Source organism: Brevibacterium sp. (genome assembly GCF_052105255.1).
In the GTDB taxonomy this organism is placed as follows: domain Bacteria; phylum Actinomycetota; class Actinomycetes; order Actinomycetales; family Brevibacteriaceae; genus Brevibacterium; species Brevibacterium linens_B.
Window position 1 is genome coordinate 20,242 of the sequence record NZ_JBQDYQ010000026.1, and the last position, 25,828, is coordinate 46,069.

The following is a 25,828-nucleotide window of genomic DNA, read 5'->3' on the forward strand; positions in this document are numbered from 1 at the left end:
GGCTGCTTCACTGCTTTCCGAAGACGGGGTTGTGGACCTCGCCGAGGTTGATGTGCACGGACTGCTGTTCCGTGTAGAAGTCGATCGACCGGTAGCCGCCCTCGTGGCCGAGTCCCGAGGCCTTGACACCGCCGAAGGGGGTGCGCAGGTCGCGGACGTTGTTCGAGTTCAGCCACACCATTCCCGATTCGACGGCCTGGGAGAAGTTGTGGGCGCGCTTGAGATCCGAGGTCCAGATATAGGCGGCCAGACCATACTTCGTGTTGTTCGCCAACTCCAGGGCCTCCTCGTCGGAGGAGAACGGGGTGATGGCGACGACGGGTCCGAAGATCTCCTCCTGGAAGATCCGCGCGTCGGGCTTCACATCGGCGAACACGGTCGGCTGGACGAAGTTTCCGGTTTCGAAGCCCTCGGGGCGGCCGCCGCCGGCGACGAGGCGGGCCTCGGTCTTGCCGATCTCGACGTAGGACATGACCTTCTCGTAGTGCTCGGGGTGGACGAGCGCAGCCACCTCGGTGTCGGGGTCCGAGGGCAGGCCGACCTTCACGCGCCCCGCCTGGGCGGCGTAGCGTTCGACGAACTCGTCGTAGATCGATTCCTCGACGAGGATGCGCGAACCGGCGGTGCAGCGTTCCCCGTTGAGGGAGAAGACGCCGAAGATCGTGGCGTTGACGGCGGCCTCGATGTCCGCGTCGGCGAAGACGACGGCCGGGGACTTGCCGCCGAGCTCCATCGACAGGCCCTTGAGCCAGGGGGCGGCATTGGCGAAGATCGTCTGGCCGGTGCTCGATTCGCCGGTGAAGGAGATGAGCGGAACGTCGGGGTGCTTGACGAGCGAATCGCCGGCGAAACCTTCCTCACCGAAGCCGTTGACCATGTTGAACACACCCGTGGGTAGTCCTGCCTCTTCGAAGATGCCCGGCCAGAGGGAGGCCGAGAGCGGAGTGAACTCGGCGGGTTTGAGCACGACGGTGTTGCCGGTCGCGATCGCCGGTCCGAGCTTCCAGGACTCGAGCATGAACGGCGTGTTCCACGGAGTGATGAGCCCGGCCACGCCGATCGGCTTGCGGTTGACGTAGTTCGCCTGGCGGCCGGGGACCTTGAAGGCGTCATCGACCTGAGCGACGATGAGGTCGGCGAAGAAGCGGAAGTTCTCTGCCGCCCGCGCCGCCTGGCCCTTGGCCTGGGTGATCGGCAGTCCGGAGTCGAAGGACTCCATGGCGGCGAGTTCGTCCTTGCGGGATTCGACGATATCGGCGATCTTGCCCAGGATCCGGGCGCGCTCGCGCGGGAGCATCGTCGGCCACGGGCCCTCGTCGAAGGCTGTCTTCGCCGCGGCGACGGCGGCTTCGATATCGGCCTTCTTTCCCGAGGCGGCCGTGATGTAGGGCTCGTTCGTCACCGGGTTGAGGACGTCGAATTCGTCTCCGTCGATGGAGTCGACGAACTCGCCGCCGATGTAGTGGCGGATCTTCTCCGGCATTGCGGCCGGCGGGGTGGTGGACTGTGTCATGAGTCGTCCTTTCGTGAATCTGTCTGCAGATCCGTGGTCGGGGTTGTGGTCGTCTGGGAGTTCTGGAAGCTGTGCAGCGTGGCCGAGCGGTGCTCGCGCATGGCCCGTTCGACCTCCTGCGCCGAGGCGCGGGCCCGGATGAGGGCGACGATGCGGGAGTGTTCCTCCACCGACTCGAGCGCCCGTTCGGGGACGAAGGAGAACGTCGAATCCCGCAGGTGGTTGAGTCGGTCCCATTCGAGTTCGACGAGGGTGCACAGCCGCTGGTTCGGGCAGCGCCGGTAGAGCGTCTCGTGGAATTCGTGGTTGAGTCGGGTGAACTCGGCCGGTTCGAATTCGTCGAGCAGCGCCCGCATCCGATCGTTGATCTGCTCCGCGGCATCGAGATCATCGGCACTGAGGTGGCCCAGCGCTTGGGCGACGGCCGCGGCCTCGAGAATCGCGACCGCTTCCATCGACTGGGTGTAGGAGCCCTGGTCGACCATGGCCACGCGGGCCCCGACGTTGCGCTCGAAGGTCACGAGCCCGTCGGCCTCCAACCGGCGGATGGCCTCGCGCACCGGCACCACGGAGGTGTCGAGTTCGAGGGCGATCTGCGCGAGCACAAGTTTGTGCCCGGGCTGGTAGGTCTGGTCGGCGACGCGCTCGCGGATCCACCGGTAGGCGGTCTCGGCCTTGCTCAGGGACGGGGCCGCGGTCGCTGCCTGTTCGGTCTTCACCGTGAGGCCTTCCATTCGTCGAATTTCGCCTTCCATTCGCCCTTGGGCGGGAAGAGCTCTTCGATCGGGTTGCCGGCGGCGACCTGTTCGGCCACCCAACCGTCCTCGACCTCCTTGGCCAGTGCCGCGTCGACGACTTCTTCGACGAGGCCACGGGGGACGACGATGGCTCCATCGTCGTCGGCGACGATGACATCGCCGGGCAGGACGGTGGCGTTTCCGCAGGCCACGGCCACGTCCGCTTCCCACGGCACGTGCTTGCGACCGAGCACGGCAGGGTGCTTCGCAGTGGAGAACACGGGCAGGATCTCGGCCACCTCGGCGGAGTCGCGGACTCCCCCGTCGGTGACGACGCCGGCGGCGCCGAGAGATTTCGCACGCAGGGCGAGGATGTCGCCGAGGGTGCCCGAACCGGATTCGCCGCGGGCTTCGATGACAACGACCTCGCCGGGGCGGATCGAGTCGAACGCCTGCTTCTGGGCGTTGAAACCGCCGCCGTGGGACTTGAACAGGTCTTCGCGGTTGGGTACGAAGCGCAGGGTCTTCGCGGTGCCGACGATCTTCGCGCCCGGCTTCAGCGGGGCCACGCCTTCGATGACGACATTGTTGAGTCCGCGCGACCGCAGCTGAGCCGACAGGCCCGCAGTCGGAGCTTCGGTGAGTTTGGCGACGAGGTCGGCGTCGAGTGCCGTCGCGGCCGTGCCATCGGCGTCGCCCTCCGGGGCAAGTCCGGCGGCAACACGCGAGCCCCAGGCGTCGACGGTGAGTGCTTCGTTCACCGCGGGGAGGCTGCCGAGGCTCTCGTCGAAGTCGCCGGGTCCGTCGACGACCGTGGTGGTCAACCGTCCGGAGCTCAGCTCCTCCCCGTTCGCGGAGGCGGCCGTGACCTCCACCTCGACCGTGTCGCCGGGGGCGACGACCGAGGATCCGGCCGGGGTGCCGGTGAGGATGATGTCACCGGGCTCGAGAGTGAGGTGCTGGCTGAGGTCCGCGACGATGCGCGGGAGGGTGAAGATGAGCTGGTCGGCTCGCGTGCCGTCGTCCTGGACGACCTCGCCGTTGACCCAGGTGCGCAGGTGCAGGGAGTCGGGGGCCGCCTCGGCGGCGGGAATGAGTTCGGGACCCAGCGGGGTGTAGCCGTCGCGGCTCTTCGACCGCACGTTCGATCCCTTGTCGGGTGCCTTCATGTCGTAGAGGCCGAAGTCGTTCGACGCGGTCACGCCGGCCACATACGCCCAGGCGTCGGCCTCGGTGACATTGCGGGCGGACGTGCCGATGACGACGGCGATCTCACCTTCGAAGGCGAGCAGCGAGGTGCCTGCCGGGCGCTCGATGGACTGGCCGGAGGCGGCGACGGAGCTGGCCGCCTTGAGGAAGTATGACGGCTGGGCGGGGCGTTTTCCTCGTTGCGCCGCACGGGACTCATAGGCCACATGAACGGCAATGATCTTGCCCGGACGGGCGGGAACACCTGCTGGAGTCGACATCGATCTCACACCTCATTTCGATTGGCTTCATCACAGATCGTATATGATATGGTTCCGGAGAACAAGCACTCCGGGCCGCAGAGAATGCAGCCGGGAGGCACTGCAGACGCACGACAGGACACAGGAGTCATGGCAGCCCAGTAGCACACTCAGACCCGGGTGGCGTTCGCGACGATCGTCGGCACGAGCATCGAGTGGTACGACTGCTTCCTCTGCGCGGCGGCCTCGGGGCTGATCTTCAACCAGCTCTTCTTCGGCCCGCTCGGATCGACGCTCATCGCCATGGTCGCCGCAACTGCGCTCATCGGCTTCCTGCCGACCTTCGAATCGGCGGGCGTGCTCGCCCCGATCCTGCTCATCGCCCTGCGCATCATCCAAGGCATCTCAGCCGGCGGAGAATGGGGCTGGCGGGTGCCGTTCTTCCTCTCCATCGTGCTCGTCTTCATGGGCAGCAACGCCGCCGGATACATGACCACCGGCGGATACATCCAGAACTACGCCATGGACCGACCGGCCCCATCGGCCTCGAGCGCGGTCCCGTGCTCTGGGCCGTGGCCGCCTCGGCGGTGTCCTGGCTGGTGTTCACGATCATCGCGGGGCCGTCTCGGACAGGATCGGACGCCGGAACACCTACATCCTCGGCTGGATCCTCCTGCTCGCGGGCCTCTTCTCTCTGTTCCCGCTGGTCAACACCGGTTCGGTGGGCATGCTTCTGCTCGGACTCGTCGTCCTCACCGTCGGCTCGGGCTTCGCCTACAGTCAGCAGCCGGCGATGTACGCCGAGCCGTTCCCCGCCAGCTTCCGCTTTTCCGGGGTCTCGGTCTCCTCTGCGATCGGGTCGATCCTCGGCACCGCCTTCGCCCCGACGATCGCGAAGGGGCTCGTGTCATCGACGGGAACGACCGCCTCGGTGGCGGTGTACCTGGGCGTTGTCGCCGTGCTCGCCCTCGCCGCAACCCTGCTGCTGCGCGATCGCACCGGAATTCCGCTGGGCCCGACCACGAGGACGAGCAGGCGGTGAGCCCGATCATCGGGATCGGGGCGCCGCAGGTGACCTGCGATGACGGTGACCGGCACCACCCCGCCGACACCAGATCGTATATGAACTGATAGCATTCCAGTATCACGACGACGTGTCACGAACCGGAGGTTGACATGCATTTCCATCAGAACGGCTACGTGTCCGCGGACCCGCGGATCGAAGAGGCCGCTGGGTACGGAATCGAGCGCAGCGAGGAGCTGCCCGATGAGGTCGATGTCCTCATCGTCGGCAGCGGTCCTGCGGGAATGATCGCGGCGGCCCAGCTGTCGCAGTACCCGCACGTGAACACGCGGATGATCGAGAAGCGCGATTCCCGGCTGGTCATCGGTCAGGCCGACGGCATCCAGGCCCGTTCTGTCGAGACCTTCCAGGCGTTCGGCTTCGCCGAGGAGATCATGCGCGAGGGCTATCACATCACTGAGATGGCGTTCTGGAATCCGGATCCGGAGAACCCCGAGAACATCATCCGCACCGGTCGGCCCAAGGATGACGAGCACGGGATCAGCGAGTTCCCGCACCTCATCGTCAACCAGGCACGCGTGCTCGACTACTTCGCCCAGTTCGCCGCCCAGTCCCCCGGCAAGATCACGCCCGACTACGGGATCGAATTCGTCGACCTCACGGTCGACCAGGACGCCGCGACCGCCTCGGCGAAGGATCATCCGGTATCGGTCACCGTCCGTTACACCGCAGGCGAGCGCACCGGAGAGGAACGCACCATCCGCGCCGGCTACGTTGTCGGCTGCGACGGTGCCCGGTCGAAGGTCCGGTCGTCGATCGGACGGACGATGTCCGGTGACCAGGCCAATCACGCCTGGGGCGTGATGGATGTGCTCGCGAATTCCGATTTCCCCGATATCCGCACCAAGTGCGCGATCTCGTCGAAGCACGGAAACATCCTCCACATCCCCCGCGAGGGCGGGCATCTGTTCCGGATGTACGTCGATCTCGGCGAGGTGCCCGAGGATGATGCGCGCCAGGTGCGGTCGACGAGCATCGACGAGATCATCCGCCGGGCGAATGCGATCATCTCGCCCTACAGCATCGACGTGAAGAACGTGGCCTGGCATTCGGTCTACGAGGTCGGGCACCGGCTCACCGATGCCTTCGACGACACCGACGAGACCGCGCCCGGTTCTCAGTGTCCGCGCGTGTTCATCACCGGCGATGCCTGCCACACTCACTCGGCGAAAGCCGGTCAGGGAATGAACGTGTCGATGCAGGACGGCTTCAACATCGCGTGGAAGCTCGGGCAGGTCATCTCGGGCCGGTCGTCGACGGAACTGCTGCGCACCTACTCGGCCGAACGGCAGGTGGCCGCGAAGAATCTCATCGAGTTCGACAAGGAATGGTCGACACTCATGGCAACTCCGCAGGAGGAGCTGCCGGACAAGACCTACCTCGAGGACTTCTACGTCAAGACCGCGGAGTTCCCAGCCGGGTTCATGACCGAGTACACGGAGTCGATGATCACGACGCCGACGACGCATCAGGAGCTCGCGGTCGGCTTCCCGATCGGCAAGCGGTTCAAGTCGGCTCGGGTCAAGCGCAGCTGCGATGCGAACTTCATCCACCTCGGTCACGAAGCGCGTGCTGATGGTCGCTGGAGAGTCTATGTCTTCGCCGATCGGGCCGCCCCGGTCGTCGACGGCTCTGCTGGCGGCTCCGCCGGTGAGTCGAGCGTGGCGGCGCTGGCGGAATGGCTCGAATCGGATCCGGCCTCTCCCCTGGTCGCCTTCCGCCGGGAGGGCGAGGATCCCGATGCCCTCGTCGAGCTCAGCGTCATCTACCAGCAAGAACACAAGGAGTTCGCGTTTCCCGATGTGCCGAAGGTCTTCCGCCCGCACGTGGGCGCCTACGACCTCGAATACGTGGATAAGATCTACGCGACCCTGCCCGACGAGGACATCTTCGAGGCCCGTGAGATCAGCCGCGACGGCGCCGTGGTCGTGGTCCGCCCCGACCAGTACGTCTCCGGCATCTTCCCGTTGGACGCACATGCCGAGATCGGCGACTATTTCGCAGGAGTCTTCGAACCCGTGAAGTGATGCCGGAACGGTTCCGTGCTCAAACGTCCTCGACCGGTGGTCCCTGGACTGCTGGCCGGGGGCGTTTGGTCTGCGCGAGGAGCCCGCAGATTCCAGCTGAGATGAGTGCGGCGGCTCCGACGACCCACAGCCCATATCCGACGGAGGGGCAGCCGATCTCCATTCCGCCCGTCGGAGTGCCGTCTGGCAGCTGACCGTCCCACATCAACAGCGGCGGCTCGAGGACGAGTCCGATGAGGAGGACGACGATGAGGGCTCCGATGAGCATGGCCGCCGCGGCCCACCACCGAGCCGAGGGGAAGAAGAGACCGAGCACGGCGATGGTGATGATCAGCGCCCAGAGGACGAGGTCGAACGTGTCGGGAGGAGTAGTGGAGTCGAGTGTCCAGTCCCCCAGCGAGGTCATGATGATGCGCGGGCCGCTGTCGTTGAAGCTGTCGATGACGGGTATGAAGAGGGTGATGACCCAGGCGGTCAGCGTGATGAGCGGAAGGAACCGTGCCAGGCGCCGCAGTCGGCGTGACCTCTCTGCAGCCTCCCCCGGTGTCCTCTGCTGAGTGGTGCGTTCGATCCGGCGGCGGTCGCTGATGAACCCACATACTCCTGCTGCGATGAGTGCGCAGCCGCCGAGCATCCAGAGGAGGACGATCTCGATGATCAGGAGCCCGACGCCGCTGAGACCAGCGACGAAGGACCAGTGAGAGAAGGGGCTGAACGCTCTGGCGGTTGCGGCACAGATGAGCACGACCGCCCATGCCAGCAGCAGTGTCGGCAGGAACTCGAGGCTTCCGAGGGACGTGACGATGAAGCGTTCGTCGCCGTGATCGCCGCTGTCGAAGATCGGGATCCAGATCATCAGCACCCAGGCGGCGACGGCGGCCCACGGCAGCCGCTGTGCGAGGAGATGGGTTCGGTTCCCGCGCGGCCACGCGGTGACCCTGGGCCCCGTGCGACTGGGGGATGCTGCATCGGGAACGTGTGCGGTATCGCTGCGGACCCGGCTTCGACGATGACTGCCGAGGAGGCCGCAGACTCCTGCGGCCAGAAGACAGAGACCCCCGATAACCCACAGCCCTGCACCGACCGCCGATTGAGCGACGACCATTCCGAAAACCGGCCGCCCCCGATCATCGACGGCGTCCCACATGATCGTCGGCAGATTCGCCAACGAGGCGGCCAACACGAGGAAGGCGCAGGCGCCGAGAATGAGAGTTCCCACCGACCACAGGCGCCCGACGACGTCCGGCCACGAGTGCGAATCGGGCCGAGACCGGCCGCTGATCAGGAATGAAGCAACCGCGCATACGACAACGCCGACGGCGACCAGGACCATCGACACACGAGCCTCCTCGAGGTCGAACGGCGGTCCGCCGAGAGCAGTGACGATGATCCGCGGCGGGTGCGGCGCTTCGGAGATGTCCTCAGGGCTGGCGGCCACCGGAACCCACAGCATGAGAATCCACAGGCAGAGCGCAGACCACGACAGTGCTTGGGCGAATCGCAGAAGCAGTCGGCCGTCAGAATTCCGTCGGACTCTCACCAGCCGGGGCCGAGTTTCACGCGGCGGGACCATGGCGCTTCGCCATGCAGCGTTTGATCCGTTCACGACGGCAATGGTCGTGTTGGGCGGCTGCAACCAGACCACAGATGCCGGCGGCGAAGAACAGAAGGCTTCCCAGCACCCACAGGCCGAAGCCTGCCGCAGGATAGGCGACTTCCATGCCGCCGGTGGGCATACCGTCGGCCGTCTGCCCGTCCCACATCATGATCGGCGGATCGGCGACCATCTGCAGGAGTCGCAGTCCCAGCACTGAGCCCAGAACGATGGCCGCGATCGACCACCACTTCGACGCGGACAGCAGCCAGGCAGTGAACGCACCGGTGAGAACGACGACCCAGAGCACGAGGTAGACCTCATCGAGGTCATTCATGTCGATCGGCGAGAACCCGAGAGACGTCACACGGATCCGCATCGAGCCGGGTCCTCCGCTGTCGAGGACCGGCACGAAGATCGTGATCACCCAACAGGCCACCGCCCCTGATGGGAGCACACGCGCCACAAGGTTGAGACTGCGCCCCCGCGCAGGGGTCAGTGGTGTGTTTCCGTTCGTTCCCGCCCTGTCCATAACTACGATTCTCTGCAGTATCTCTGTGACAGGTGTTGCCGCCATGTTCCAGATCCGACACGCAGCTCAGTCGGGCCCGAAAACCACCTGCACCAACTGACGCTCGACCATGCTGCCTCCGCAGTCCTTCGCGGACGGGCGCCGGTGCGCATTGCGTCTGCGCCAGTCGGCGATCTTCTCGGCACGAGTGCAGTACCGGGGTGGCAGCTCTTCCGGCTGAGCCGCCGCTTGCGGCTCGTCTGTGCCGACCTCTTCGGCCGCGGCCGTTGCCCTGCTGTCTTCCCTCGCCGCTCTCCTGGCTTCCTCCCTATCCGGTTCAAGGATTCGGGAAAAGAGCTGCTGCCAGTCCGATCCCGGCGGTGAACCGCCCGGTTCCGACACTGATGCGGGGCGCGGGAACCGTATGCGACGGACCACCGCTGGCGTGGCCACCTCATAGGAACGCCCACTCGGCGTGGTGACACGCAGCCCGTTCGCTGTGGCCTCGTGCGTCCATCCGGGATGTTCCTTCGCGTAGTTGCAGGACGCACACAGCCCGGAGCCGTTCTCCCAGGTGGTTTGTCCGCCAGCGGCGACAGGCTGAGCGTGGTCGGCGTGCCGGATCGGGGCGTCGCACCACGGGGTCCGGCAGACATCGTCACGGAAGGTGATCATCTGCCGAAGTCGGCCGGTGAACTCCCGGCTCTTCGCATCCATTCCCACCAGCTGCCCATCCTCGGGATGGGTGAAGATCCGGCTGATGAACATCTGCGCGTCGTTCGCGGCGATGAACTCTCGGGCCGTCTTCGCCGGCAGCGGACCGTACCCTGGGAGCCAGGCCGGAACGAGTCCGTCGGAGAGCAGAGATTCGGTGTCGACGAGCAGATGGATCTCCGCAGGCACAGCCATTGCACTCGCCTGCCCGCTCAGCCGTTCGACGAACGTATCGGCGATGACCTGCTGGCGGTTCCGTCCGCCGGCATCACCGGCAGCAGTGATGGTCTCAGCGCCGGTTCGGAGGCTCTCATAGGCGGCGACGGCTTGCGTCAGCGGCAGGATCGCGGAGATCCTGGCCATCCCGTCATCGATCACGGTCATGTTCACCCGACGATTGGACTTCGCTTTCGCTGCCCTCTTCGCGGCCACCTCGGCGTCCATCTCCGCAGTGAGCGCACGCACTTCGGCGCGCAGGCTCCGCAGCCCGGACGGCCCCAGACTCCGCTTCATCCGCATATCGACCGTGCGCCGATCGGCAGCGACGAGGACCGCGGTCTCATCGACCATGATGCGCGCCTTGTCCTCGGAGATCTCCCCGTCGGCCAGGGCTTTGAAGGTATTGGGCATGCCCGTGACGATCGAGCGGGCAGTGCTGAGGAACTTCCGGCCCGATCCGGGCGAGACCTTCTTCGCCAGCCCGACCTCGTCACCGGCGCGTTTTCCGCAGTCGATCGCGGGCACCCGGTTGAGTCGGTCCCGCTCGGTGCGCATCGTGTCGAAAGCCGCTGCCTCTTTCGCCTGTGCGGCGACGACAGCAGACTTGAGTTCTTCGAGCGCTGTGATCCGCTCCAGCGTCTCGGCCTCGGTGTCGCCCGGGTCGAGTGCGCGCAGGAAGTGACCGATCCGAGTGATCTCGGTCAGCGGATCCGGAACCGGCGCTGGTTCCCGTGCGGGGTCGACGTCCATATGAAGACAGTATCCAGCGGCACTGACACGACTTCGCAGCCGTCCCGGAAGAAGACCGTTCGCGCAGGTCAGGAACTGTTCCCAGCTCAGCCGACTCCGTTTCGGGCTCAGCCGACTCCGCGCTGGATGCGGTTGAGGATCATGTCCATGGCGACGATGTTGTGGCCGCCGTCGGGGATGATGAGGTCGGCATTGCGCTTCGACGGCTCGACGTAGAGTTCGTGCATCGGCTTGACCGTGCCCAGGTACTGGTCCTCCACCGACTGCAGGGTCCGCCCACGGTCGACGACATCGCGTTTGATCCGGCGCAGCAGGCGCACATCGGCGTCGGTGTCGACGAAGAGCTTGATGTCGAGCAGTTGGCAGATGCGCGGTTCGGCGAAGATGAGGATGCCTTCGACGATGATGACGGGTGCGGGCTCGACTCGCGTCGTCTCATCGCTGCGGTTGTGGATCGAGAAGTCGTAGACCGGGCTGTCGACCGCCTGCGAGTTCCGCAGCGCAGTGAGGTGGTCGACGAAGAGGTCGTTGTCGAAGGCGTCGAGATCGTCGTAGTTGACCTTCTCGCGCTCCGCATAGGTGAGTTCGTCGCGCCGTTTGTAGTAGTTGTCGTGGAAGAGCACCGACGGCGGTCCCTCGCACTTGTCCAACAGCGCCTGAGTCAGCGTCGTCTTCCCACTGCCGGTTCCGCCGGCCACGCCCACAACCAAAGTCTCCACGGCACAAATATAGACCACGACCTCCGCCGAGGCGGCTCCCGGCTTGCGTGCTCATCCGAGGCTGCGGGTCAGTTGGGTCCACAGTTCCTGGTCGAAGCGCCGCCTGCCGAGCAGACCGGCCATATGCCTCACCGCATTGTCGACCTTGCCGCGCCAGACCTCGATCGCCGTCTTCGCGTCTGCCCGGCTCAGCGCGCTGAACATCGCACGGTCGTCGCTGACGATGCGGTCGCTGGCCGGAGAATAGTCGAGCTGCAGGATGGAGATGAACAGACGCAGCCGCAGAGTCAGGGCCTCGAAGGCACGCGCCGATTCCCGCAGCCCCGATGCTCGGGCCAGCTCCTGCTGGAAATGGAGGTCGGCGTCCTCGACGTCGATTCCGCTCCGTGTCGGCGCCGAGGCCTCGACCTGCCGCAGGGCCAGCTGCACGGGCACGAGGTAGCGCTGCGGACGCAGGGCCAAGGATCGGAGCACGACCTCCCCGATGGCCATGCGCGCGGCATAGAGGTCGAGCACGTCGACGGTCGTGATCAAGGGGATCCGTGCACCGCCGCGAGAGCCGTCGAGGAGTTTGTCATCGACCATCCGTCGCAGCGCCGCGTCGACCGAGGCCCTGGGCACCTGCATGCGACGCGACAGCAGGCGCGGATTGATCCGATCGCCGGGTTCGTATCCGGAGTCGATGATCTCCTCACGCAGTGCGATCGCCAGGTGTTCGGTGATCGATCGCGTCTCCTTCGGCAGCCATGACGAGATCTCCATTGAGTCAGAAATAATAGAACTTCTCTGGGGCTCGTAGGGTACCGATTCCCGCCACTGCACTCCTTCGAGTCCGTGCCGGACGCGGTCGGCCAGCAGATCGAGCAGGGACCCGGGAATGTCCTGACACTCGCCGAGGCGGCTCTTGAGTGCGCTGACGAAATCGTCGAAATCCGCGCACACCGTCACCCGGGCTCCAGCCCCGTCGGCGAGGTTGTCAGGAACCTCAGCGAGGGGGTCGAAGACGAGGAAGTCTCCGTCACCGTCGAGGAGGGCGAGCAGTTCGGCGGTGGGCACCTGCCGATGCTCGCTGTCGAAGCGCTGTGCCCAGCGCCCGACTCCCGCAATCCGCAGGGCCGCAGTGATTCCGGCGATGCGTCGTTGGACCCGCCGAGGCGGCACGATCGTCGCGGACTCGTCACGGCTACCTGCCCCACCTGCATCGATTCTGCGAACACCGACGATGACGAGGGGAAACCCGCTGGCAGCGAGGACGAGTTCGGAACCGCCGGCCACCTCGGTGACGGGGATCGTCAGCGCCCTCACCGACCGAGAGACGATGCTCTGACTCAGCCCCGTCGCCTCGGACAGAGCACGGGTCGAATAGTCTCGCCCGGAGATCCGGGCCCCCGCGGTCGCGACGAGAGCCTCGACGACCCGATCGGCAGTCTCCTGGATCGGCGGGCGACCGCTGCGGGGGCGATCCTCAAGGTCGGATCGGTTCGCCCAACGACGCAGGGTCGACGGTGATGCACCCGTGCGCGCGGCCGCCTCGGCGAGGGTCGACGTCGTCAGCAGCGACACCGCGTCCCGACGGAACTCAGCGGAATACATCCCTCTATCTTAGGACTTCTGACTCAAACATTCTCCAGGGTCGACTCCATCTCTTCACCCCCGGATTTCGGCGGCGCATACTGATCTCACACCCCGGCTCCACGGTCAGCGCCGATACGTGAGAGCACAGAATCCGAGCATCGAAGGAGCACAGTTGCTGCACACCGAAACCGACCTCGCCACGCTCACCGCCCAGTCGATCGACACCGTCCGCCGGTGGCTGCGAGTGTCGACGTCGATGACCACGGCGAAGAACCCCGCGGCCGAACGCCTCTCCGCCGTCCTCTCCGACGACAACGGCCTCGACTTCACTGTCGGGTTCGTCGATCGGGTCGTGCGCACTGACGATGTCCACGCCGCCGCCGACGCGCTGGCCGAGGTCGGCAAGTTGACGCCCGAGACGATGTCGTACCTCGACCGCGCACAGATCAAGGCCGGTGCCGCACTGGGCAAGATCGCCCCGCAGGTCGTCGTGCCCGCTGCCCGCACCCGTCTGCGACAGATGGTCGGGCATATGGTCGTCGACGCCCGGGACAAGCAGTTCGGCAAGACCGTCGCCGCGCTCACCGCCGACGGTCACCGGCTCAACATCAACCTCCTCGGCGAGGCCGTGCTCGGTGACGGCGAAGCCGACAACCACCTGGAGCAGACCCACCGGCTGCTCGCCCGCGACGATGTCGACTATGTGTCGGTGAAGGTCTCCTCCGTGGCCTCGCAGATCTCGATGTGGGCCTTCGACGAGACCGTCGACTACGTCGTCGACCGCCTCCGTCCGCTCTACCAGCAGGCCGCGAAAGCCCCGACCGGTGCGAAGTTCGTCAACCTCGATATGGAGGAGTACCAGGACCTCGAACTGACGATCGCGGTATTCACGCGCCTGCTCTCCGAACCGGAGTTCAAGGATCTCGAGGCCGGAATCGTCATCCAGGCCTACCAGCCCGATGCGCTCGGTGCCGTGCAGCGGCTGAGCGAATTCGCTTCCCGTCGCGTCGAGAACGGCGGGGTCGGGATCAAGGTCCGCCTCGTCAAGGGCGCGAACCTCGCGATGGAGACGGTGCATGCCGAGATCGCGGGTTGGCCTGCCACGACGTGCGATTCGAAGCAGTCCACGGATGCGAACTACAAGCGGGTCCTGCACTGGCTGTTCAGCCCGGAACGGATGAAGGGCCTGCGCATCGGTGTGGCCGGCCACAACCTCTTCGACATCGCCTTCGCCCACCACCTCTCCGTCGAACGCTCGGTGACCGATCGTGTCGAGTTCGAGATGCTCCAGGGCATGGCCAGCGAGCAGGCCGCCGCCGTGACCGAGGACGTCGGAGACCTCCTCCTCTACGTTCCGGCCGTGCATCCGAACGAGTTCGACGTCGCGATCTCCTACCTCGTGCGCAGGCTTGAAGAGAACTCTGCGTCCGAGAACTTCATGTCCGGAATCTTCGACCTCGCCAACGGCAACGACGTGTTCAAGCGCGAAGCCGACCGGTTCACCGCGTCGGTCAACCAGCTCGAATCGATCCTCGACGCCGAGGGTGAGACCGCGCCGGCCCCGAACCGCCACCAGAACCGGTCGACCGAAACACTCGGCGAGACCGTGGTGCCGACCCGGTTCTTCAATGAACCCGACACCGACCCGTCTCTTCCGGCCAACCAGGAGTGGGTGCGCAGCATCATCGCCGAGGCGACCGCCCCCGGCTACCTCGACGACCGCCCGAACGCACCCAAGGTCGAATCCACGGATGAACTCGATGAGATGATTGCCCGCGGTCGCGCCGCGGCCGCCGACTGGCGGGCCCTCGGTGCCGCCGGTCGCGCCGAGATCCTCCACCGAGCCGCCGACATCTTCGCTGCCCGTCGCGGCGAGTTCATCGCCGTCGAGTCGGCCGAGGTCGGCAAGATGCCATCGCAGTCCGATCCCGAGGTATCCGAGGCCATCGACTTCATCCGCTACTACGCGCTGAATTCGCTCGAGCTCGACAACCTCGACGGCGCGGAGTTCACTCCCGATGAGATGGTCGTCATCACTCCCCCGTGGAACTTCCCCGTGGCGATCCCCACCGGCGGCACCGTTGCGGCGCTGGCGGCCGGATCCGCAGTCATCCATAAGCCGTCGAAGCCGACCCCGCATTGTTCGGCACTCATCGTCGACTGCCTGTGGCAGGCCGGAGTGCCCAAGGACGTGCTGCAGCTGTGCGCACCGGTCGAGCGGGAGTTCGGCCAGCATCTCGTCTCGCATCCCGATGTCGACCGGGTCATCCTCACCGGTGCCTCGGAGACCGCGGCGATGTTCAAGTCCTTCCGTCCCGAACTCCACGTCAATGCGGAGACCTCGGGCAAGAACGCACTGGTCATCACCCCGGCGGCGGACCGAGACCTCGCCATGGCCGACCTCGTGTACTCGGCGTTCGGACATGCCGGGCAGAAGTGCTCGGCCGCCTCGTTGGGCATCATGGTCGGATCGACCTACGATTCCGAGCGCTACCGTCGCCAGCTCGTCGATGCCGCCTCGTCGATGGTCGTCGATTGGCCCTCGAACCTCGCATCGACCATGGGCCCGCTGACCGAGGACCCCTCGGACAAGCTGCGTCGGGCACTGACGACGCTGGAGCCCGGCGAATCCTGGCTGCTCGAGCCCAAGCAGCTCGACGATTCGGGGCGCCTATGGAGCCCGGGAATCAAGGACGGGGTCAAGCCCGGTTCTTTCTTCCACCTCACCGAGGTCTTCGGTCCGGTGCTCGGTCTCATGCATGCCAAGGACCTCGATGAGGCCATCGAGTTCCAGAACGCCGTGGACTTCGGCCTCACCGGCGGCATCCATTCCCTCGATCCCGAGGAGGTCGCCACCTGGCTCGACCGCGTCGAGGTCGGCAATGCCTACGTCAACCGTGGAATCACCGGTGCGATCGTGCGCCGGCAGTCCTTCGGCGGCTGGAAGCAGTCCTCGGTCGGGCTGGGGTCGAAGGCCGGCGGCCCGAACTACCTCATGCTCTTCGGCCACTTCGCCGATGCCGGCGGCCAGGACCTCGAGGCGGCGAAGGCCGATGACAAGCGCTGGTTCGAAGCCGAATTCGGTGCGGCGAAGGACCACACAGGGCTGCGCGCGGAGGCGAACATCTTCCGCTACCGCCCCCGCCCGGTCACCTTGCGCGTCACTGCCGAGGCGAGCCTGTTCGATCTCGAACGCTCCCTCCATGCCGCCGCCACGGTGGGGTCGACGGTGCAGCTGTCCGTCGCCAAAGATGTGCCCGCCGAGGTGAAGATCGCCGTGACGAACGCCGGTGTCCCGGCCCGCACGGAGTCGCCGGATCTGTTCGCCGAGATGGTCGGCCAGGGCCGGTACGACGACACGGTGGGTGCCCGCATCCGTGTCCTCGGTCGGTTCGAAGACGAGCTGCTGGCCGCGGCCGCACCCCGCCCGGAGGTCGCGATCATCGATGAGCCGGTGACCACCTCGGGACGAGTGGAGCTGCGGTACTACGTGCAGGAGCAGGCGGTGTCGATGACTCTGCACCGCTTCGGCAACCCGAGCCGTGACTTCCACGAGCTCGCGGCCGAACTCAAGGGCTGAACGCGAGCCTCTCACCGAAGGCGGCCCGGCTCCTCGCAGGGGGAGCCGGGCCGCCTTCGTCTGTGGCTTCACGCAGCCTGCGAAGACCTCAGAACCAGTTCTGCTCGTCGGCGGTCAGCCAGCTGATCGGATTGACATTGCGGCCGTTCGACATCGCCACGGACAGGATGTTGGCCAGATAGCGATCTTCGGAGATCTCCAGCGGCCTGCCCGCGCTGTCACGACTGCGGCGCAGGTGACGCAGCAGCGGTCGCCCGCGGGCGACACCAAGGAGGGTAGCGTCCTTTTGGCCGCAGATGGTGGCTGAGAAGACATGATCGGCACCGGCGAACACGATTCCGTACTGCTGGGCAAGGCTGCGGCTGACCGATGCCGCATCACCGGGAATCTTCTCCACCATCTCGCCGAGCTGCTCCGGGTAGCTCGTCCTCTCGACCATGACTTTCTCCCCGTCGAGCAGACGCACACGCAGAACCCGCAGCACACGTGCACGGGGGTCGACTTTGAGCGCCGCGGCAGTCTCTTCCCCCGCGATGCGCCAGTTCTGTTCGATGACATGACCGCCGGGAGTCCGGCCGTGTGCACTCGCCCACTGCGCGAAGCTGCGGAATTCCTCAGCCACAGCAGCCGGACGGGGACGTCGCAGCACCGTCTTGCGCGCACCCCGGCGGCCTCCCAGCGTGCCCTCGCTGACCAGCAGACGCAGGGCTTCGCGCACCGTGCCCGGAGCGACTCGGTACTCGGCGGCCAGAGCCGCTTCGGATTCGAGGCTCTGCCCCACCTGACGTGCCCCGGTGCGAATCGATTCCCGCATCTGCTCAGCGATCTGCTCGTACCGCGCCCCGCCTGATCCGGACGGCTGCCGCTGCGACTCAGTCACGCCCTAGTCTCCTTCCAGTCCCGCCAACATGCACAACACCGCATACGGTGCTGTGTATCTACGCTACCCCACGCTCCATTCCGACGACGGCACCAGAAGCATATTCTCCCTCCATCCTGATTCGCCGCTATAAGCGAGCGGCACGCCTTCACCCGCACGACCCGATCAGGTCACTTTCTGTTCACCACTCACTGGTGAGGATATATCTGATTAACCATCCTCACTAGTGATCTGGGTTGTCTATCCGCGAACAGTTCCCTATCGTGGATGGGGATCGAAGCACCTCGAATGAGAACACCATGCGCTTGCGCACAAGTCCGAAAGGCGAGTACGACGATGCTCAAACACACACGAAAGCTCACAGCTGTCCTCGCAGTGGGCGCTCTGGCGGCCCTGTCCGGCTGCAGTGGCAGCGGGGAATCTGAGGTATCCGCCAATTGGCGAGCGGCGACGTCGGTCGAAGACGGCGGGGGCATGGACGCTCTCGTCGAAGCGGCTCAGGCGGAGGGATCGCTCAACGTCATGGGCCTCTACCCCGATTGGGCCAATTACGGCGGGCTGCTCGACACGTTCGCGGAGAAGTACGACATCGAGATCGACAACGACACCTCGACCGGCGCGAGCCAGGACCTCATCAACGCGGTGAAGAACAGGCAGGGGCAGGAGACCTCTCTCGACTATCTCGACACGGGCGAATCCTTTGCCGTCGATGCCGCCGAAGAGGGCCTGCTCGCCGAGTACTACCCTGAAACCGCCGATGACGTCCCCGAGAACATGAAGTCCCCGGACGGCACCTGGTTCAACCACCTCGGCGGGACCATGGCCATCGGTTGCGACGCCGAAGCGGTGAAGAAGTGCCCCACGAGCTTCGCGGAGCTGCTCGCCCCGGAGTACAAGGGCAAGGTCGCTATGCGCGGAAACCCGACCACGGGCGAGGCCGGCTTCATGGCCGTCGTCGCCGCGTCGCTGGCCAACGACGGCTCACTCGATGACATCCAGCCGGGCATCGACTACTTCGCGGAACTCTCGGACAAGGGCAACCTCGTGCCGACCGAAGCCGAGGCCGGAACGTTTGAGACGGGTGAGACGCCGATCGCCGTCAACTGGGACTACCTGCTCCTGCAGTGGGCGGACGACCTCGCTGACGGCGGGGTGGACATGTCGATCTCCATCCCGTCGGACGGCACTGTCGCCTCCTACTACGCAGCATCGATCAACGAGGATGCACCGCACCCGGCAGTTGCTCGCCTGTGGCAGGAATTCGTCTTCAGTGACGAGGGACAGAACCTGCTGCTCGAGGGGTATGTGATGCCCGGACGACTTGACGCCATGGTCGAATCCGACACGGTCGACGACGATGCGCTGTCGAAGCTGCTCGATGATGCGGTGGACCAGACAGCACCGCAGCCGACTCAGGAACAGCGGGATTCGCAACAGAAGGTCCTCGCCGACAACTGGGCGAAAGCGATCGGATGACCTCGGTCCCACAGTCGCTGCCGCACACCGCTGGGCTGGCCGGAGAAGATCCCTCTCCGGCCGTCCCACGGCGCAGGCGAACCCCCTCACCAGCCCTGACGGCTCTGACACCGATCACGATCATCATCGTGCTGTTCTTCGTGATTCCGATCGGCGGAATGGTGGCGACATCGTTCCTCGTCCCGGGCAGCGAACCGGGGACGAAGACCTTCGGCCTCGACAACTACACCGCACTGGGTTCGGGTTCGCGCTCGATGGCCCTGGGCAACAGCCTGCTGCTGTCGTTCACTGCCGCCACGGTAGCCGCGGTCTTCGGCGGCATCTGCGCCTGGGCGATCTCGACCGTGAAGTCGAAGATCGTCGACTCCATCACCGCAGTCATCTCCAGCGTGCTGGCCAACGACGGAGGCGTCCCTCTGGCGTTCTCCTTCATCGTCGCGGTCGGCAACACCGGATACTTCACCGCGCTGATCACTGCGGTCGATTCGACGTTCACGCTCTACAGTGTCAAGGGCCTGATCCTCATGTACCAGTACTTCCTCATCCCCACGATGATCCTTCTCACGCTGCCCAGTTTCGTCGCGCTCAGACAGCAGTGGCGTGAGGCCAACACGTCCTTGGGCGGCACCGACCTGACCTTCTGGCGCCGAGTCGGACTGCCGGTGATCACCCCTGCCCTGCTGGGCGCCTGGCTGCTGATGTTCGGCTCCGCCTTCGGCACTCACGCCTCGGCGGCGGTGCTCATCGGCACGGGCGGCTTCCCCCTCATCCCACTCGAGATCGCCGGCCAGCTCGCAGGCTCTGCTGCCACCGGCGGAGAAGGGGTGGCCATGGCGCTGGGTGTGACCACGGGAGCGATCGCCGTCATCGTCCTCGTTGCCTTCAACGCACTGACGAAGAGGAGCGCCAAGTGGCTCGAGACTTGAACAGCTCGCCGCGGATGAGGAGATTCTTGGCCTGGCTGCCACTGGCGGCCCTGGCGATCTTCATCCTCACACCGCTGTTGAGCTCGCTGACCTACTCGTTCTTCCGTGCAGACGGCAGCTTCACCACATCCGGGCTCACTGGTCTGGCTGACTCAGGAAAGATCGTGGCCCCGCTCATGCGCAGCCTCATCGTGTCGGTGCTCGCCGCCGTCATCCTCGTCGTCACGCTGGTTCCCGCGCTCGTCGCCGTCCACCTCTGGGCGCCCCGGCTGCGATCGGTGCTCAGCATCCTGTGCACCCTTCCGCTGGTCGTCCCGGCGATCGCGATCGTCGCCGGGCTCTCCGCGGTTCTGCGCAGCCTCGCATCGCAGGGACGCGGTAGCCTTGGCATGCAGCTGAACGCCATGCTGCAGTCCCAGGACCTGCCGCTCGTGCTCGTCGGCACCTACGTCATCCTGTGTCTTCCCTTCACCTTCCGGTCGATCGATGCCGGACTGTCCACCCTCCCGCTGCGCACCCTCTTCGAGTCCTCGTCGATCCTCGGCGCCGGACTGGGAACCACGCTCCGCCGGGTCGTCATCCCCAACATCCGCGGACCGGTGATGTTCTCCCTCTTCTTCACCTTCGCTCTGTCCATTGCGGAGTACACGGTGGCCGCGACCCTGTCGATCAACACACTGCCGGTCTTCCTCAATACGCTCTCGAGCACGAACTTCCGCGGTTCGATCACGCTGTCCGTGCTGCTCAACCTCACCACGTGGCTGCTCTTGGCCGCTGCAACCGTGAGCGCATCGCGCTTCGGTCACCGACCGAACGCTGTGAGCGAAGACGATGAGACCGAGGCCGACGACCCGGCCCCCTCTCCGGCCGCCGCCTCAAGAAAGGACGCTGTGACCTCATGACTATCTCTGACCGCACTCGACCATCGCCCGCGGGCCCCGAGCAGTCGAACGAGCCCGAGTCCGTGCGCTTCGAGCACGTGGACAAGTCCTATGGCAGCACCGAGGTGCTCAAGGACTTCAACATCGACATCGAGGCCGGCAGCATGGTCAGCTTCCTCGGCCCTTCGGGCTGCGGCAAGACGACGACTCTGCGCATCCTCGCCGGTTTCGAACCGGTCAACGGAGGTGACGTGCTCGTCGGCGGCGAATCCGTACTGAAACTGCCGCCGAACAGCCGGGACATGGGCATGGTGTTCCAGAGCTACAGCCTGTTCCCCAACCTCAGTGTCAGCGACAACATCGAATACGGTCTACAGATCCGCAAGGTCGATGCCGGAGCACGGCGCCGACGCACCGAGGAACTCCTCGAGATCTGCGGGCTGACCGGCATGGGCGGCCGCTTCCCGCATCAGCTCTCGGGAGGCCAGCAGCAGCGCGTGGCTCTGGCCCGCGCATTGGCCACCCAGCCGAAGGTCCTTCTGCTCGACGAGCCGCTGTCGGCACTCGACGCCTCGGTCCGTTCCTCACTGCGTGAGGAGATCCGGCGGGTGCAGCAGGCGCTGGGCACCACCACGGTCTTCATCACCCACGATCAGGGAGAGGCGCTGGCGATCGCCGACCGTGTGGCCGTGATGAACGACGGCAGGATCGAGCAGTACTCCGCCCCTCACGAGGTGTACTCCTCCCCCGCCACCGCGTTCGTCGCCCGCTTCGTCGGATCGATCAATGAGTTCGCCGTCGGCCGCGATTGGACGATCCGGGACCGCCTGCCCGTCGATCCCGCGCCCGATGACACCGTATTCGTCCGGCCCGAGAACCTTGCGATCACCGCGGCCGCTGACGGCTTCCTCGAAGTCAAGCACAGCACCTACACCGGCGAGCGCACGATGGTCCACCTCGGTCTGCCCGGCGACCACAGCGCACAGTGGTCGGCATCGCTGGCCTCCGCTGACGCCGACGCCATGCGACCGGGACTGCGCATCGACGCCTCCGTCACCGCCGAGCCCGCACTGCGCCTAGGCCGTAATGACACCGCAGGACTCCGCGCATGAGCGGCTCTATCACCGGCTTCTCCGGTGCCGTCTTCGACTGCGACGGTATCCTCGTCGACTCCGAAGCGCCCTGGATCGAACTCATGAGAGACTACCTGGAGTCGATGGCCGCAGACGACACCGCAGCCGAGGATCTTCGCGGACTCACAGCACCCGAAGCCGTGGCGCGACTGCAGCAGGTGCATGAGAGCCTCGGTTCCCCCAGCGATGTCAGACCGCCGACAGCCGAGGAGGTCGACCGCGCTTACAGCGCCGCTCTGGAACACGTCACAGCGCCCATGCCCGGTGCCCCCGAACTCGTGGCATCACTGTCAGGCAGCATCCCGATCGCCGTGGCCAGCAACGGTCGCAGCGGCGACGTGCGCGGCCTCCTCGAGCGAGCAGGCATGCTCGACCTCTTCGACGCGATCATCACGATCGACGATGTCGACCAGGGCAAGCCGGCGCCGGACCCCTACCTGCTGGCCGCACAGCGACTTGGTTTGGCCGCCTCTGCGGTGGTCGCCTTCGAGGACTCACCGGTGGGGTCACAGGCAGCTCACACGGCCGGATGCACGGTGATCGGAGTCAACAGCGATCCCAGCATCGAACTGGCCGGCGAGGTGCGGCTGCGGCACTTCGCCCAGCTGCGCTTCGACTCCCGAACCCGCACGCTCCTCCTCGACTCCGACAACTGACCACCCACCCGATGCCGATCATTGGAGAAGATCCCATGCCCGCTGAGACCACTTTCACCCTGCAGACATGGAACGTCTGGTACGGCGGTCGAGAAGTCGACTTCGGCCAGGAGAAGCAGTACGCGATCGCAGCGCAGTTCCCGGCAGACGTCCTGGCGCTGCAGGAGTGCTGGGGCAGCGCTGCGGAGAACCTGGCCCCGAAGCTCCTGGCGGATCATGCGCAGCGCGGATGGGATACAGCCGTGCTCAGCACCGGGCAGTTGACGTCGGTGGACACCAGCACGCTGCCCTACGCTCAGGCCGCACTCGTGCGACCGCTGCCGGACTCGCCGCGGATCCTCGTGTGGTCCGTCCACCTCGCGCCGTACCCCTATGCGGTCTACCGAGCCCTGCAGGGTGGGGGCCAAGAGGTCGCCGATGCCGAGGAAGCTCCTCGTCTGCAGCAGATCGAAGAGATCCTCTCCGAGAGTGCCCGCATCAGCGCTGAGGTCGACGAGGAGGACCTGCCGGTAGTCATCTGCGGTGATTTCAACACCCCGTCCACCGGGGATTGGGCGGCGCGCACCGACCGACCCGATTTCGCCTGGCGCTCTCCCGATGCACTGCTGGCCGCCGGATTCACCGACACCTTCCGCGCGATCCACCCCGACCCCGTCGCTGCGCCGGCCGATACCTGGTCTCCGATCGAACCGCTCACCCGTGCCGGTCATGAGGAGAAGCCCGAACCGGGCCGCACCGACGGCGCCGAACCTCGTGATCGCATCGATTTCATATTCTCCCGTGGCCTCGACATCGTCGACAGCGTGATTCGCGGCTGCAGTGCCGAAGGCCTGGTCGAAGACGGGTTCGTCGATGTAGGCGGCCGCTGTGAACTCATCCCGAACCAGCGGCAGAACCGCTTCCCGTCCGATCATCAGCTCGTTGAGACGAGGTTCGCCTTCCGCAGCTGATCGGTGGGAGCGGCGTAGCGGCTGCACTTGAGGACACCTGCGGAGGGGAACTGCCTTCCATTCCGAGTCACTGGTACTTCACTCCGTCGCGCCCTCGGCCGCGATCGCCCACACTGATGCCACGTCGTCGGATGCCGTAGTACGGTCAGTTCACATCGTATTCACATGATCGACACCGATGTCGACATGCATCCGGATACTGTGCAAGAGATTGCGCCGCGACCCGTGCGCTGTGATTTGTCATCATGAAAGGTTCCTATGAACGTCTCGAAGACGGCGTCTTCCACCGCGATACTCAGCCTCGCGGCCGCTCTCGTCCTCCCGGCGGCTCCCGCCATCGCGGCCCCGGCCGCAGACGGCGACATCCACATCTCCGAGATCGCCTACACTCTCGAGACCGACTTCATCGAGATCGCCGCCGAACCCGGCACCGATGTCTCGGGTTGGACCTTCGGCTCGGTGACTCGCGGCGGCAGCGTCTATGCGCAGGAGAACACGATCACCGTGCCCGAGGACACGACGGTCGGCGATTCTGGTGCCGTGGCCATCGACGTGCCGATCACGAACTCCGTCAAGGCCGGCTCATCCGCCGACGGCGAATACGGTTCGAGCGCCTTCGTCATCGACGATGGCGGTGAGCTGGTCGACTTCCAGCAGATCGGCGGCGTCGTCGATGGCAAGGGCGTCACCGGCGCGAAGAACGTCTATACCCCCGCACCGGTCGTCGGACAGGAAGCCGAGCCGACGGGTGCGACGGCCGCCGGCGGCCAGTCGATCCAGCTCACCGGCGACGCGTGGAAGCCGGCAGCGCCCACCCCGGATGCCCTGCCCGACGGCGACGACGGCGGAGATGACGGCGGCGGCGAAGATCCCGGACCGGACCCCGAAGGCCTCACCCCGATCGCCGACATCCAAGGCACCACCGATTCCAGCCCGCTGCAGGGCAAGACCGTGACCACCCGCGGTGTCGTCACCGCCGCCTACCCCGAGGGCGGACTGAACGGCTATTACATCCAGACCCCGGGCACCGGTGGAGCAGGCGCCGATGACGCGACCCCCGGGGCCTCTGACGGCGTCTTCGTCTACTCCCCCGACACCGTGGCCGATATCAGCATCGACAACCACGTCGAGGTCACCGGAACGGTCTCAGAACACTACGGACAGACTCAGATCTCCGTATCCGCGTCCGGTCTCGAAACAGTCGACGAACCCGCCGAGGCGGTCAAACCCGTCGAAGACGCCTTCCCCACTGGCGACGAGAACCGCGAATCGCTCGAAGGCATGCTCCTGCAGCCGAGCGAGTCGCTGACCGTGGCCGACACCTACAACACGAACACCTACGGCGAGGTCGTCCTCGCCACGGGTGAGGGCACCCTCCCCCAGCCCACCGACGTCCACCGCCCCGGCACCCCGGAGGCGAAAGCCCTCGAAGCCGACAACCTCGACCGCGAGGTCGTCCTCGACGACGGGGCGACCGTGAACTTCCTCAAGAACGACAAGGACGTTCCCCTGCCGTACCTGAGCCAGGACGCACCCGTCCGCGTCGGCGCTCAGGCGACCTTCACCTCCCCGGTGGTGCTCGGCTTCGATCACGAGAAGTGGCGGTTCCAGCCGACGACCCGCCTGACCGGGGACAACGCCGAAGCGGTGCAGCCGACATCGTTCACCGACACACGAACTGATGCCCCCGAGGCTGTCGGCGGGCAGGTCAGCCTCGCCAGCTTCAACGTCCTCAACTACTTCACCACCACCGGCGATCAGCTCTCAGGCTGCCAGTACTACGACGACCGCGACGGCAACCACATCACCGTCCGCGGCGGCTGCGATGCCCGCGGTGCCGCGAACGCGGAAAGCCTCAAGCGCCAGGAGACGAAGATCGTCACCGCGATCAATAAGCTCGACGCCTCCGTGGTCTCGCTTATGGAGATCGAGAATTCCGCCGCCTTCGGAAAGAACCGCGATGACGCGCTGGCGACACTGGTCAAACGCCTCAACGAGGCGGCCGGGACCCGGAAATGGGACTTCGTCGAATCCCCATCCGCGGTCCCGTCCGATGAGGACGTCATCCGCACGGCCCTGATCTATCAAACCGCCGAGGTGGCCCCGCAGAACGAGTCCGCGATCCTCGACGATCAGGATGCGTTCTCCAATGCCCGCGAACCCCTGTCCCAGGCGTTCGCTCCGAAGGACGACTCCGGTGAGGTCGAGAAGGACAAGACCTTCGTGACGATCTCCAACCACTTCAAGTCCAAGGGGTCGGGCTCAGGTCCGGGCAACGAGGACTCCGGCGACGGTCAGGGCGCGTCTAACGCTGATCGCGTCGAGCAGGCCGAATCGCTCGTCAGGTTCGCCGGCGACCAGCAGGAGGCCGCGGACAGCGACCTCGTCTATCTCCTCGGTGACTTCAACTCCTACACTCAGGAAGACCCGATGCAGGTCTTCTACGAGGCCGGAT

Annotated in this window: 18 protein-coding genes and 1 pseudogene; 10 read left to right on the top strand and 9 right to left on the bottom strand. The window is 65.8% G+C overall.

Annotated elements, in window-relative coordinates; translation table 11 throughout:
* Positions 1 to 7 precede the first annotated feature (7 nt).
* From ACTIIH_RS09030 to ACTIIH_RS09040, 3 genes are read right to left on the bottom strand one after another with little or no spacing between them, the layout of a single operon-like run.
* A complete protein-coding gene (locus ACTIIH_RS09030) occupies positions 8 to 1,513 on the bottom strand; it encodes an aldehyde dehydrogenase (RefSeq protein ID WP_441091693.1) in 1,506 nt (501 codons plus the stop codon).
* Positions 1,510 to 2,247 carry a GntR family transcriptional regulator gene (locus ACTIIH_RS09035; RefSeq protein WP_441091692.1) on the bottom strand — a complete coding sequence of 246 codons (738 nt, stop codon included), beginning with the start codon at positions 2,245 to 2,247 and terminating at the stop codon, positions 1,510 to 1,512. Before ACTIIH_RS09035 ends, ACTIIH_RS09030 begins: the two co-directional genes overlap by 4 nt.
* Positions 2,229 to 3,719, bottom strand: coding sequence for a fumarylacetoacetate hydrolase family protein (locus ACTIIH_RS09040; protein ID WP_441451497.1), 1,491 nt, complete (start codon positions 3,717 to 3,719; stop codon positions 2,229 to 2,231). The genes ACTIIH_RS09035 and ACTIIH_RS09040 overlap by 19 nt, the downstream gene beginning before the upstream one ends.
* 159 nt (positions 3,720 to 3,878) lie before the next feature.
* On the opposite strand from ACTIIH_RS09040, the pseudogene ACTIIH_RS09045 reads away from it, so the two are divergent.
* Positions 3,879 to 4,829, top strand: a pseudogene (locus tag ACTIIH_RS09045) (MFS transporter).
* A gap of 45 nt (positions 4,830 to 4,874) precedes the next feature.
* The gene (locus ACTIIH_RS09050) at positions 4,875 to 6,809 is read left to right on the top strand and encodes an FAD-binding monooxygenase (RefSeq protein ID WP_441451498.1); all 1,935 of its coding nucleotides are present in this window, start codon (positions 4,875 to 4,877) and stop codon (positions 6,807 to 6,809) included.
* Positions 6,810 to 6,828: 19 nt separating this feature from the next.
* Here ACTIIH_RS09050 and ACTIIH_RS09055 read toward each other — a convergent pair whose 3' ends face one another.
* The 5 genes from ACTIIH_RS09055 to ACTIIH_RS09075 form a co-directional block, all read right to left on the bottom strand.
* The gene (locus ACTIIH_RS09055) at positions 6,829 to 8,262 is read right to left on the bottom strand and encodes a hypothetical protein (RefSeq protein WP_441451499.1); all 1,434 of its coding nucleotides are present in this window, start codon (positions 8,260 to 8,262) and stop codon (positions 6,829 to 6,831) included.
* Positions 8,263 to 8,365: 103 nt separating this feature from the next.
* On the bottom strand, positions 8,366 to 8,830 hold the full coding sequence (locus ACTIIH_RS09060; protein WP_441451500.1) for a hypothetical protein: 465 nt from the start codon (positions 8,828 to 8,830) through the stop codon (positions 8,366 to 8,368).
* A gap of 171 nt (positions 8,831 to 9,001) precedes the next feature.
* Entirely contained in the window at positions 9,002 to 10,597 is a 1,596-nt protein-coding gene (locus tag ACTIIH_RS09065; RefSeq protein WP_441091687.1) for an HNH endonuclease, read from the bottom strand.
* Between the two features lie 107 nt (positions 10,598 to 10,704).
* Entirely contained in the window at positions 10,705 to 11,316 is a 612-nt protein-coding gene (gene udk, locus ACTIIH_RS09070) for a uridine kinase (protein WP_025777019.1), read from the bottom strand.
* A gap of 51 nt (positions 11,317 to 11,367) precedes the next feature.
* Positions 11,368 to 12,909 carry an FCD domain-containing protein gene (locus ACTIIH_RS09075; protein ID WP_441091686.1) on the bottom strand — a complete coding sequence of 514 codons (1,542 nt, stop codon included), beginning with the start codon at positions 12,907 to 12,909 and terminating at the stop codon, positions 11,368 to 11,370.
* A 154-nt stretch (positions 12,910 to 13,063) separates the two neighbouring features.
* Here ACTIIH_RS09075 and ACTIIH_RS09080 point away from each other — a divergent pair, with 154 nt between their 5' ends.
* Positions 13,064 to 16,471 (top strand): bifunctional proline dehydrogenase/L-glutamate gamma-semialdehyde dehydrogenase, encoded by a 3,408-nt coding sequence (locus ACTIIH_RS09080; RefSeq protein ID WP_441451501.1) that lies wholly within the window; start codon positions 13,064 to 13,066, stop codon positions 16,469 to 16,471.
* Positions 16,472 to 16,559: 88 nt separating this feature from the next.
* On the opposite strand, the gene ACTIIH_RS09085 is transcribed toward ACTIIH_RS09080, so the two are convergent.
* Positions 16,560 to 17,351: a GntR family transcriptional regulator gene (locus ACTIIH_RS09085; protein WP_441451502.1), complete on the bottom strand. Its 792-nt coding sequence runs from the start codon at positions 17,349 to 17,351 to the stop codon at positions 16,560 to 16,562.
* 474 nt (positions 17,352 to 17,825) lie between these two features.
* On the opposite strand from ACTIIH_RS09085, the gene ACTIIH_RS09090 reads away from it, so the two are divergent.
* The 7 genes from ACTIIH_RS09090 to ACTIIH_RS09120 form a co-directional block, all read left to right on the top strand.
* Positions 17,826 to 18,827 (top strand): ABC transporter substrate-binding protein, encoded by a 1,002-nt coding sequence (locus ACTIIH_RS09090; protein ID WP_441451503.1) that lies wholly within the window; start codon positions 17,826 to 17,828, stop codon positions 18,825 to 18,827.
* The gene (locus tag ACTIIH_RS09095) at positions 18,824 to 19,753 is read left to right on the top strand and encodes an ABC transporter permease (protein ID WP_441451504.1); all 930 of its coding nucleotides are present in this window, start codon (positions 18,824 to 18,826) and stop codon (positions 19,751 to 19,753) included. The genes ACTIIH_RS09090 and ACTIIH_RS09095 overlap by 4 nt, the downstream gene beginning before the upstream one ends.
* 26 nt (positions 19,754 to 19,779) lie before the next feature.
* Positions 19,780 to 20,655 carry an ABC transporter permease gene (locus tag ACTIIH_RS09100; protein ID WP_441451505.1) on the top strand — a complete coding sequence of 292 codons (876 nt, stop codon included), beginning with the start codon at positions 19,780 to 19,782 and terminating at the stop codon, positions 20,653 to 20,655.
* On the top strand, positions 20,652 to 21,746 hold the full coding sequence (locus ACTIIH_RS09105; RefSeq protein WP_441451506.1) for an ABC transporter ATP-binding protein: 1,095 nt from the start codon (positions 20,652 to 20,654) through the stop codon (positions 21,744 to 21,746). Before ACTIIH_RS09100 ends, ACTIIH_RS09105 begins: the two co-directional genes overlap by 4 nt.
* Positions 21,743 to 22,423, top strand: coding sequence for an HAD family hydrolase (locus tag ACTIIH_RS09110; protein ID WP_441451507.1), 681 nt, complete (start codon positions 21,743 to 21,745; stop codon positions 22,421 to 22,423). Before ACTIIH_RS09105 ends, ACTIIH_RS09110 begins: the two co-directional genes overlap by 4 nt.
* 35 nt (positions 22,424 to 22,458) lie before the next feature.
* Entirely contained in the window at positions 22,459 to 23,373 is a 915-nt protein-coding gene (locus ACTIIH_RS09115) for an endonuclease/exonuclease/phosphatase family protein (protein ID WP_441451508.1), read from the top strand.
* Between the two features lie 258 nt (positions 23,374 to 23,631).
* A partial coding sequence (locus ACTIIH_RS09120; RefSeq protein WP_441451509.1) for an ExeM/NucH family extracellular endonuclease occupies positions 23,632 to 25,828 on the top strand: 2,197 nt, incomplete at its 3' end.

Bases quoted from the DNA above. Each gene is read 5' to 3' on its own strand.
- ACTIIH_RS09040 (WP_441451497.1), bottom strand. From the start codon at position 3,719: ATGTCGACTCCAGCAGGTGTTCCCGCCCGTCCGGGCAAGATCATTGCC.
- ACTIIH_RS09050 (WP_441451498.1), top strand. From the start codon at position 4,875: ATGCATTTCCATCAGAACGGCTACGTGTCCGCGGACCCGCGGATCGAA.
- ACTIIH_RS09035 (WP_441091692.1), bottom strand. From the start codon at position 2,247: ATGGAAGGCCTCACGGTGAAGACCGAACAGGCAGCGACCGCGGCCCCG.
- ACTIIH_RS09065 (WP_441091687.1), bottom strand. From the start codon at position 10,597: ATGGACGTCGACCCCGCACGGGAACCAGCGCCGGTTCCGGATCCGCTG.
- ACTIIH_RS09110 (WP_441451507.1), top strand. From the start codon at position 21,743: ATGAGCGGCTCTATCACCGGCTTCTCCGGTGCCGTCTTCGACTGCGAC.
- ACTIIH_RS09105 (WP_441451506.1), top strand. From the start codon at position 20,652: ATGACTATCTCTGACCGCACTCGACCATCGCCCGCGGGCCCCGAGCAG.
- ACTIIH_RS09075 (WP_441091686.1), bottom strand. From the start codon at position 12,909: ATGTATTCCGCTGAGTTCCGTCGGGACGCGGTGTCGCTGCTGACGACG.
- ACTIIH_RS09030 (WP_441091693.1), bottom strand. From the start codon at position 1,513: ATGACACAGTCCACCACCCCGCCGGCCGCAATGCCGGAGAAGATCCGC.
- ACTIIH_RS09055 (WP_441451499.1), bottom strand. From the start codon at position 8,262: ATGCTGTGGGTTCCGGTGGCCGCCAGCCCTGAGGACATCTCCGAAGCG.
- ACTIIH_RS09095 (WP_441451504.1), top strand. From the start codon at position 18,824: ATGACCTCGGTCCCACAGTCGCTGCCGCACACCGCTGGGCTGGCCGGA.
- ACTIIH_RS09090 (WP_441451503.1), top strand. From the start codon at position 17,826: ATGGACGCTCTCGTCGAAGCGGCTCAGGCGGAGGGATCGCTCAACGTC.
- ACTIIH_RS09115 (WP_441451508.1), top strand. From the start codon at position 22,459: ATGCCCGCTGAGACCACTTTCACCCTGCAGACATGGAACGTCTGGTAC.